Annotated in this window: 11 protein-coding genes; 5 read left to right on the forward strand and 6 right to left on the reverse strand. The window is 55.4% G+C overall.

Annotated features, from left to right (window positions below; genetic code table 11):
* The 3 genes from NCN04_RS04080 to NCN04_RS04090 form a co-directional block, all read right to left on the reverse strand.
* Window positions 1–725: type II secretion system F family protein (locus NCN04_RS04080; protein ID WP_250395251.1), on the reverse strand; the 725-nt coding region annotated here is incomplete at its 3' end.
* 16 nt (window positions 726–741) lie between these two features.
* Complete coding sequence (locus NCN04_RS04085; RefSeq protein WP_048348403.1) at window positions 742–1,815, reverse strand: type IV pilus twitching motility protein PilT; 1,074 nt, start codon at window positions 1,813–1,815, stop codon at window positions 742–744.
* An 11-nt stretch (window positions 1,816–1,826) separates the two neighbouring features.
* Complete coding sequence (locus tag NCN04_RS04090) at window positions 1,827–3,599, reverse strand: GspE/PulE family protein (RefSeq protein WP_502988749.1); 1,773 nt, start codon at window positions 3,597–3,599, stop codon at window positions 1,827–1,829.
* 79 nt (window positions 3,600–3,678) lie between these two features.
* Between NCN04_RS04090 and grpE the strand changes: the two genes are divergently transcribed.
* From grpE to rsgA, 4 genes are read left to right on the forward strand one after another with little or no spacing between them, the layout of a single operon-like run.
* Window positions 3,679–4,407 (forward strand): nucleotide exchange factor GrpE, encoded by a 729-nt coding sequence (gene grpE / locus NCN04_RS04095; protein ID WP_250395252.1) that lies wholly within the window; start codon window positions 3,679–3,681, stop codon window positions 4,405–4,407.
* A gap of 42 nt (window positions 4,408–4,449) precedes the next feature.
* A complete protein-coding gene (gene dnaJ / locus NCN04_RS04100) occupies window positions 4,450–5,580 on the forward strand; it encodes a molecular chaperone DnaJ (RefSeq protein ID WP_048347611.1) in 1,131 nt (376 codons plus the stop codon).
* A gap of 3 nt (window positions 5,581–5,583) precedes the next feature.
* Window positions 5,584–5,823, forward strand: coding sequence for a sulfurtransferase TusA family protein (locus NCN04_RS04105; protein ID WP_250395253.1), 240 nt, complete (start codon window positions 5,584–5,586; stop codon window positions 5,821–5,823).
* 19 nt (window positions 5,824–5,842) lie between these two features.
* On the forward strand, window positions 5,843–6,724 hold the full coding sequence (gene rsgA / locus NCN04_RS04110; protein WP_250395256.1) for a ribosome small subunit-dependent GTPase A: 882 nt from the start codon (window positions 5,843–5,845) through the stop codon (window positions 6,722–6,724).
* Here rsgA and NCN04_RS04115 read toward each other — a convergent pair.
* The 3 genes from NCN04_RS04115 to murC are packed head-to-tail and all read right to left on the reverse strand — an operon-like array spanning window position 6,699 to window position 9,430.
* On the reverse strand, window positions 6,699–7,040 hold the full coding sequence (locus NCN04_RS04115) for a YbaB/EbfC family nucleoid-associated protein (RefSeq protein WP_048347613.1): 342 nt from the start codon (window positions 7,038–7,040) through the stop codon (window positions 6,699–6,701). The two genes, rsgA and NCN04_RS04115, sit on opposite strands and share 26 nt — an antisense overlap.
* Before the next feature lie 24 nt (window positions 7,041–7,064).
* The gene (gene murB / locus NCN04_RS04120) at window positions 7,065–8,003 is read right to left on the reverse strand and encodes a UDP-N-acetylmuramate dehydrogenase (RefSeq protein ID WP_250395254.1); all 939 of its coding nucleotides are present in this window, start codon (window positions 8,001–8,003) and stop codon (window positions 7,065–7,067) included.
* On the reverse strand, window positions 7,979–9,430 hold the full coding sequence (gene murC, locus NCN04_RS04125; RefSeq protein WP_284498563.1) for a UDP-N-acetylmuramate--L-alanine ligase: 1,452 nt from the start codon (window positions 9,428–9,430) through the stop codon (window positions 7,979–7,981). Before murC ends, murB begins: the two co-directional genes overlap by 25 nt.
* Window positions 9,431–9,597: 167 nt before the next feature.
* Between murC and NCN04_RS04130 the strand changes: the two genes are divergently transcribed.
* A partial coding sequence (locus NCN04_RS04130) for a glyceraldehyde 3-phosphate dehydrogenase NAD-binding domain-containing protein (RefSeq protein ID WP_284498564.1) occupies window positions 9,598–9,726 on the forward strand: 129 nt, incomplete at its 3' end.

Raw genomic sequence — 9,726 nt, forward strand, 5'->3', positions numbered from 1 at the left:
GAGGAGCGGAGTAAGGCGCTTAAATCCACCATTAATTGCGTAAATAACGGTAATTCGGCTCCGAGGTCTTCAAAGATTCCGGCGAAAGTGGGAATCAAAAAGATCGTCATTCCTAAAAACACCAAAATGGCGATCACCAGCACGGCTACGGGGTAACCCAGGGCACCTTTGATTTGGTTTTGGAGTCGGGCGTTGTCTTCCAGCAACTTGGCGAGGCGCTTGAGGGATTCATCCAAAACACCGCCCGCTTCGCCAGCCTCCACCATGGCGATGGTGAGTTGGTCAAAGACTTTGGGCCACTGGCGCATCGCTGCTGCCATCGCTGTGCCCTGATTCACCTCGAGTCCCACGCTGGTGAGAGCTTTTTTAAACATCGGCAATTTTTGCTGCGTGGCCATGAGATCGAGGCTGCGCACAATTGGGACCCCTGCATCCACGAGCGCGGCCAGCTTGCTGGCCCAAATGGCTTTCTCTTTCACCCCGGGAGGTTTCTGGAACGCTTCTCCCAGATCCATCGACAACCACCCTGCTGATGAGCTTGCACCTGCGCCTTTGGCCTTGGTTTTGTCTTTTCCTTTTCCTTTGTCTGTGTCTTGGCGAAGCTCTTCCGCTTTAATTCCGCGCCTCCGCAGCAGACGGCGGGCCGAAACAGCATCGTTGGCTTTGACCGTGACCGTTCGCGGTTGGCCTGTGGCTGAGGTGTAAGTGGCGGTGAAAGAGACCATGGGCTAACCGACCGATTCAGGTGTTCATCAGGCGTTCCAGTTCCGCGGGTTTGCTGGCTTTGCTTTGTCCTTCATCAAGGCTGATTTCACCCTGATCAATCAGATTGGCAAGGGCTCTTTCCAGGGTTTGCATGCCGAGCTCGCCGCCGGTTTGAATTTGGGAATACAGCTGAGCTGTTTTGCCTTCGCGGATCAAATTGGCGATGGCTGGCGTGTTGATCATGATTTCTTGTGCCATCACGCGACCGAATTGCCCAGGGGCAGGATTTTGGCGTCGGCAGAGCGTTTGAGAGAACACCGCAGTCAGGCTTCCTGAGAGTTGCACGCGGATCTGGGTTTGCTGGCCAGGTGGAAACACATCCACCATCCGATCCACCGTCTGGGCTGCAGAACTGGTGTGCAACGTTCCAAACACCAAATGCCCTGTCTCTGCAGCACTGATCGCCAGTTGAATCGTTTCAAGATCACGCATTTCACCCACCAAAATCACGTCTGGGTCTTCTCGTAGAGCAGCGCGCAGAGCGTTGGCAAAACTGCGCGTGTCTTCGTTGAGTTGGCGTTGATGCACCAAGCTGAGATCACTGGTGTAGACGAATTCAATCGGGTCTTCGATGGTGAGGATGTGCTCAGCCCGCGTGTGGTTGATGTGATCGAGAAGCGCTGCGAGCGTGGTCGTTTTGCCGGAGCCAGTCGGACCCGTGACCAGGACAAGACCCCGGGGGCGTTTGCTGGTTTCCACCACGACTGGAGGCAGATTCAACAGCTGAATGCTGGGGATTTTGCTTCCAAGAGCACGCAAGCAGGCGGCATAGCTGCCTTTCTGCCGGTACACATTCACGCGAAAACGCGCGACCCCTTTTAGGCCATAGGCACAATCCAGCTCCCACGTTTGTTCGAGTGTTTTGCGTTGGCTGTTATTAAGCATGGAAAAGATCAGGCGGTTGCAGCCTTCTTCACTGAGCGGTTCTTCCTGCATCGGCCGCAGTTCGCCACTGAAGCGGCCGTAAGGCGGCTGTCCGCTGGCGATGTGGAGGTCGCTTCCGCCTCCGTTCACCAGCTGTTCCATTAAGTCTTCGATCATTAGTTCCATGCCCGGAGCTTTCACTGACGGGGTGTCAGGCAATAGGGGCATTCCAGCCAACCTTCTTGCAGTCCGCCACCACATCCACGGCAAGTAACTGTGCTTAGGGCCCTGGCACGTTGTTCCGATTCCAGCCCCGCATCTGTCAACACCATTCGGTCCACCTCTTCCAGCGTGGTGTGACCTTCTCGCACGAGATCAAGGCTGTAGCCGAGCAAGGTTTTCATTCCTGCTTCAAGTGCTAACTGACGGACGAGATCAGTGGTTGCCCCTTTGGCGACCGATGCCGCCAGGGCCTCATTCATGCGTAACACTTCGTACACACCGATACGGCCCTTGTAACCGGTGCCCTGACAGGTGGGGCATGGTGTTTCTGGCCCTTCGTGGTGTTTGGCTTTGAAAAAGGTGACATTGCCTTCATCGCTCGTCATGAGGCCAAAGCGGCCTAATTCTCGCGAATCTGGGTGGTAGGGGATTCGGCAATCGCTGCATACTCGCCTGAGTAAGCGTTGAGAAACGATGCCGAGCAAGGATGCGCTCACCATGAAGGGTTCAACGCCCATTTCGTCGAGTCGGGCGATGGCGCTCGGGGCATCGTTGCAGTGAAGGGTGGTTAAGACAAGGTGCCCTGTTAACGCGGCTTCAATGGCAGTTTTTGCTGTTTCCTGATCACGGGTCTCACCCACTAACAGCACATCTGGGTCCTGGCGCATGAAGGCACGAAGAGCAGTGCTGAAGTCAAATCCTTTTTCTCGATTCACTTGACATTGAGTAATGCCAGGCAATGTGTATTCAATTGGATCTTCCACGGTGGAGATATTGATCCCAGGTTCGTTGCGTTCGGCTAGTAAGGAATACAGAGTTGTGGATTTACCAGATCCTGTTGGTCCGGTCACAAGAATCATGCCGAATGGTTTTGAACCAAGGGTTCGTACAAGCTCCAGTGTGGCGGGATTGGAGATGAGTTTTTCTAGCCCTAACTGAGTTGATTGACTATCGAGTAACCGCAAGCAAATCTTTTCTCCATAGCGGCTTGGAAGGCTGTTGACGCGAAAGTCAACAGTTCGTCCTTTGTACTGTCTACGGATGCGACCATCTTGTGCTTGCCTCCTTTCAGCGATATCAAGATCAGCCATGATCTTGAAGCGAGAGGTAATCGCTGGGATTAATTTAGTAGGGAGTGGTTGCGCTAAATTGGTGAGTACACCATCCTTCCTAAGCCTAATTTGCAATCCTGATTGTTGCGGCTCTACATGGATATCACTGGCATTCATGTCTAATGCCTTAATTAAGATACGATCCACCAATGTGACAACTGGAGATGCACCGGTTATTGATGAATTGATGTCTAGCGAGGAGGCCGAATTGCTTTGAATTTCAGCTTCGTCTGGATCGGCACTTAAGATTCCTTCAGTATCAAATCCATCGAGAAGTGATTTTGCTGTCTCACTAATTGATGTTTGGCTGATATTTGAACCTGAGTTGAATTCTTGTGGATCAAGAATTCGTTTTAGATCTGCTCCATTGGCCAGTACAAGTTTGGAGATGTAGCCATGGCTTTTTAAAACCTGTTTGAGTTGTTCACGACTGTTTCGGTCGCTGCTGCTCGCGATGGCCACCATGAGCCCGTCGTCGCTGAGGTGGATGGGAAGCGCCTGAAGTTGCTTCCAGGTTTCCAGGTCTAAAACCTGCCCGGAATGAAGGAGTGCTTCTCCAGCGGCAAGCTCTGCCTCTGAAATCAGCTTTGCCGGCAGAGCTGGCGGTAGCGGCATTCGGGTGGAGTCGGCGCTCATGCTGATTCGGCTTTCCGCGCTTGTGGAGGGTCCATGTGACCCTTCAACATGTCTAGACGTGATTTTGCATCTGGTCAGCATGAGCGGCGACGCTTCCATCCCGGCTAACGATTCGGCATCGGATGTTCCCGAAGCCCAGCAGGACCCCACACCCTCTGTTGAGGAGACACCCGACGCTGCTTCTCCAGACCCTGCTTCAGAGGGAGTTCCCTCCGCTCAGAACAATGAGGCGCGGCTTGAGCAACTGGAGCGCGAGCACAGCACCCTCCGCCAAGAACACGAAACCTTGAGTAGTCAGTACGTGCGCATTGCGGCCGACTTTGACAACTTCCGCAAACGTCAGAGCCGGGATCAGGACGATCTGAAGCTTCAGATCACCTGCAGCACCCTGACTGAAATTCTTCCTGTGGTGGATAACTTCGAACGGGCTCGCCAACAGCTTGATCCTCAAGGAGAGGAAGCCCAATCGCTGCACCGCAGTTATCAGGGTCTCTACAAGCAGCTCGTTGATGTTCTCAAGCAACTTGGTGTGGCCCCCATGCGGGTTGTAGGACAAGAGTTCGACCCCAGTCTCCATGAAGCGGTGTTACGCGAACCCAGTGATGAGCACCCAGAAGATGTGGTGGTTGAAGAACTACAGCGTGGCTATCACCTCAGCGGCAAGGTCTTGCGTCACGCTTTAGTCAAGGTGTCGATGGGACCTGGACCGCAGCAATCAGATGCCGCGGCTCAAGCGCCAGAGGGCGGTGACAGTTCCCCACCAATCCAAGGAGATGATGGCTCCCCGATGCCTACGGCGAGCGAATGATTCAAAACTTATGCCTAGTGTGCGCAGCGGAATGACGAGCTGATGGCCGATTACTACGACCTACTTGGTGTGAGCAGGGATGCAGATGCCGACACCCTGAAGCGCGCTTACAGGCGGATGGCTCGCCAATATCACCCTGATATCAATAAAGACGCCGGAGCTGAAGATCGCTTCAAGGAGATCGGTCGCGCCTACGAGGTGCTGAGCGATCCCCAAACTCGGGGGCGGTATGACCAGTTCGGTGAGGCCGGGCTCGGTGGTGGCGGTGGCATGCCCGATATGGGCGATATGGGTGGCTTTGCAGATATCTTCGAAACCTTTTTCAGTGGGTTTGGTGGTGCTGCTGGTGGGGCAGGGCGTCAGCGCAGGCGAGGTCCTCAACAGGGAGATGATCTGCGCTACGACCTCACGATTGATTTTGACCAGGCTGTCTTCGGTCAAGAGCGGGAGATTCGCATCCCCCACCTCGAGACCTGCACCACCTGTGGTGGCAGTGGTGCCAAAGCAGGCAGTGGTCCGACAACCTGCACCACCTGTGGCGGAGTTGGGCAGGTGCGTCGCGCCACTCGGACTCCGTTTGGGAATTTTGAGCAGGTGGCTGAATGCCCCAGTTGCAATGGCACTGGCCAGGTGATTGCTGACCCTTGTAGCTCCTGTGGTGGTCAAGGCGTCACGCAAGTCCGTAAGAAATTGCGAATCAACATTCCCGCTGGGGTCGACACGGGCACCCGCTTGCGGGTTTCCGGTGAGGGCAATGCTGGGCTGCGTGGCGGTCCATCCGGAGATTTGTATGTCTTTCTCACGGTTAAATCCCATCCGAGCCTGAGGCGTGATGGCCTCACTGTCCTCTCGGAGGTGAAGGTCAGTTATCTGCAGGCAATCCTGGGAGACACCATTGAGGTGGAAACGGTGGATGGACCCGAATCGCTGGAGATTCCTGCAGGTACCCAGCCAAATTCGGTTTTAACGCTTGAAAACAAGGGGATCCCCAAGCTGGGCAATCCAGTGGCCCGTGGTCATCAGCGCATCTCCGTCACGGTGACATTGCCAACCCGTCTCAACGATGAGGAACGCGGTCTCCTCGAAGATTTGGCTGGACACCATTCAGCCCGTGGCGAACAGCACCATCACCACAAGAGTGGCCTATTTGCCCGACTCTTCGGGCAACGCTGACGGATGAGTGAGGCCCAACCCGATCATTCTTTGGATCTAAGGGGCACTCCCTGTCCAACCAATTTCATTCGTTGCCGTTTGGCCTTGGAGGCCATGCGTCCCGGGCAGCAGCTTCAGGTTGATCTCGATCGAGGTGAGCCTGAGGAGATGGTCATCCCAGGACTGACTCGGGATGGTCATCAGGTGGAGGTGACGGACGAATCCAAAGATTGGGTGCGTCTTCAGGTGGTGTGTGGTGGTTGATCAGTCGGCTCAGTCCGGCATGGTTGTTGCGCTCCAGGCCAATTACTTAGAGGTGGAGCTGGATCAGGTTTCTGAGGTGATTCCCTCACGACTGCTGTGCACTCGGCGCACGCGTTTGAGCCATCGCGGTGAGGCTGTTTATGTCGGTGATCGCGTCAGGGTGGAAGCCATTGATGTGAGTCATGCCCGTGCGGTGGTCTCTCATGTCGAACCTCGCGTCAGTTTTCTGACACGCCCGCCAGTAGCCAATGCCACCACGGTGGTCGTGGCATTGGCGGTGGATCAACCCGCTTTTGATCCCGACCAGGCCAGTCGTTTTCTGTTGACCGCAGAGCGAACCTCACTGGTGGTGCAGCTGGTCCTAACGAAAACCGATCTCTTAGAACCGGAGGCATTGGAGCGGCTGCGCGAGCGCCTCCAGGCCTGGGGGTACCCTCCGCTGTTGGTGTCGACGTGCAGCGGTCGTGGGCTGTCCAAGCTGAAACAAAGCCTTGCGGGATCGTCTCTGTCAGTGCTGTGCGGTCCCTCAGGAGTTGGGAAGAGCTCATTGCTGAACGCTTTGATCCCAGAGCTGGATTTGCGGATCGGTGCCGTATCAGGACGGCTTCAGCGTGGACGTCACACCACCCGGCATGTGGAATTGCATCGCTTGGGCGCTCAGGCACGGGTTGCTGATACGCCTGGTTTTAACCGGCCAGAGTTGCCAGACGACCCCAGGAACCTTGAGGTTTTGTTTCCTGAATTACGAGCTCAGCTCGAGCATCATCCGTGCCGTTTTCGGGATTGTTTGCACCGTGATGAACCTGGATGCGGAGTCACCCGCGATTGGGAGCGCTATCCGATTTACAGGCGAGCTGTGGAGGAACTTCTAGGTCTCAGCCGCCCATCCCGGGGAGGTTGAGATTGAGTCCGCCTGTGAGCTCTTCCATGCGTTCTTTCATCGTTCCGGTGGAGCGCTCATAGGCCGATTGCAAGGCGGCGAGTGTGGCGGTTTCTGTGGCTTCCTGTCCTTCGCTCAAGAGGGATGGATCCAGTCGCACTCTTAATGGCTGTTGATTGCCAGACAACCAGATGCTGGCTCGACCGTCTTCACTGTTGCCCTCGATCTCCATGGCATCGAGTTCCTCTTGCAGTTTTTGCGCGTCTTGCTGGATTTGTTGGGCCTTTCGGAATGCCTCAGTGAGTTGTCCGAAATTGGGAAGTCCAAACCCTGCCATGACACCAATGCAGTGACGCGAAGGCTAATCGGTCGTTTGAAAGCCCAAGCGTTTCACTTCAGGATGCAAAGTGATTCCGTGTCTCCGTTCCACTTCAGCTTGAACTAAGTCGATCAAGGCGCGGATGTCATCCGCTTTGGCATCGCCAACGTTGACGATGAAATTGGCATGCACCGCTGAGACCTCCGCGCCTCCGATCCGTTTCCCCTTGAGCCCTAAGCCCTCGATGAGCTGACCAGCTTTTTCAGGCTCTGGGTTGCGAAACACACTTCCGCAGCTTGGCCATTGATAAGGCTGGGTGGTGGTGCGATGACTGAGATTGCCACTGGTCTTCCGCAGCAACTCCTTGGCGTCGTGGCCTGGCTCCAATTGGAACTGCGCTGCAATCACCAAGTGTTCGCTGCCTTGAAGAAGGCTGTGTCGGTAGTCGTAGGCGAGATCGGCATTGCTGAGCCTCGTTGTGGACCTCACCGTGTCCGTCAGCGATCGATCGATGACCTCCACCGAGGTCAGGGAGTCGGCTGTTGAGCCGCCTTGAGCACCGGCGTTCATGGTTGCGGCCCCACCCACGGTTCCAGGGATGCCAACGGCCCATTCCAGCCCATGCAATCCAAGCCTGGCTGCGCGCCTGGCAAGCGTTGGCAGTGGTTCACCCGCTAGAGCCTGCACCAGCCCTGATTCGGCATCCAGTTGGCTGCCCTGGAGTCGGCGCATACACAGTGTGAGACCGGGAAGACCAGCGTCAGCAATCAGCAGGTTCGATCCGGCTCCAATCACTCGCGTCTTCAGACCTTCCTTTTGGGCCCATTGGAGAAGCCTGAGACATTGCTCAGCATCGCTGGGTTCGGCCAACCATTCAGCTGGACCTCCTACACGCCATGTGGTGTAGTTCGCGAGGCACACCTGCTGTTGGAGGACCCCGGACTCGAGAAGGTCATTCAGGCCGCGATCGCCGGTGAACATGACGCCTCTCCTCCAATTCCTTTCTTAGACAGGCGTTCCCAGAGACTGTTTACATCACCAGCACCCATCGCCAAGATCAGGTCATCAGGCCGACTGTGCTGTTTCACCAGACCTGTGAGCTGCTCCATAGTGCTAGCTACAAAGACGGGCTGATTGGGATCAATCAGCCGAATGGTGCGCGCTAGAAGCTCACTATTGATGCCCTCGATCGGTTGTTCTCCGGCTCCATAAATCGGAGCAAGAACGAGGACTTCAGCGGACACGAGTGCTTGAGCAAAGGCGTTGAGAAATTCTTCTGTCCTGCTGTAGCGGTGTGGTTGAAAAACAGCGAGAAGGCGTTTGGGTGTGTGTGGCAACGGGCTTCGGCCGCTTTGCACCATCAGCTGGGCCATGGTCAATGTTGCTTGCACTTCGCTGGGGTGATGGGCATAGTCATCCACGACTTGTCTGCCCTGCCACTCCCCCCGGAAATCAAAGCGGCGTCCTGGGGAACGCAGTTCAGTTACAGCCGATAAAAGCGCATCGATGGGAACCCCTTCCATGCGGCAAGCCGCCAAAGCAGCCACAACGTTGCTCAGGTTGTGGAGGCCAGGAAGGGGAAGGGTGATTTGACCAACCCGATGCCCCTGCTCGTAATAGTCAGCGATGGTGCGATCACCATCGAGTTGCACAGGTAAAGCGGCGTAATCCGCTGTCTCGACCTGATGAACAGACCAACAGGCATCAGCTTCAAAGTGTTCTTTGAGAATTGGGTCGTCGTGATTAATGAGTAGGCGTTTGCAGCCGCGGCCAAAGGTTTTCATCGTCTCGATCAAGTCGTCGAGATTGCGGTAATGGTCTGTATGGTCCAGTTCGAGATTGGTGATGATCCCCAGACTGGCTTTGAACTTCACCAGTGATCCATCGGATTCGTCTGCCTCTGCCACAAGGAGACGACCATGACCGGTGTGCCCGTTGCTGCCGTAACACGGAACGACACCACCAATCACCGCTGTGGGGTCTTCGCCAACCGTGGCGAGGAGTGTGGTCACCAAAGTGCTTGTGGTGGTTTTCCCATGGCTACCAGCAACAGCAATAGCGGGTTGTTGTTCGATCAACCAGGCCAAGAGGTCGGAGCGATGCCAAATCGTTAAATCCAAGCGCTGCGCTTCGATCAGCTCTGGATTGGTGCTGGGTATGGCCGTACTCACTACCACCAAGGGCGCTTCGATGCCGCGTGATTGGAGATGGGCAAAATTCTTCGAGACCTGGCTATCGAATAGGGCGAGTGCTTTGCTCTCAAGGGCCTGCATTGCAGGTGTGAGTTTCCGGTCGGATCCACTGACGGAATGGCCTCGTTCAGCGAGAATCAGAGCCAGGGCCGACATGCCGATTCCGCCCATCCCAATGAAGTGAATGTGCTTCTGGGGCTGGATCGAATCGGCCAAGGGGAGTCAACGTGAGGGCAAACGATAATCCAGCTTTTCCCTGTGGCCAACTGCTTGAAGGTCATTCCATTCAATTTTTCAGCAGATCAATAGAAGGAATTTCCAAATAAATTCTGTATGATCGGCGGCCAAAACCCCCTACGCGGTAAGACCGCTTTATTTCTGCCATGACCCTGCGCGTTGCCATCAATGGATTCGGCCGAATTGGTCGCAATGTGCTGAGGGGTTGGATCAGCCGCGGTGCTGACACTGGTCTGGAAATCGTGGGTATGAACTCCACGGCTGATCCCAAGACC

Origin of the sequence: Synechococcus sp. MU1655 (genome assembly GCF_023630655.1) — a bacterium.
Lineage (GTDB): Bacteria > Cyanobacteriota > Cyanobacteriia > PCC-6307 > Cyanobiaceae > Synechococcus_C.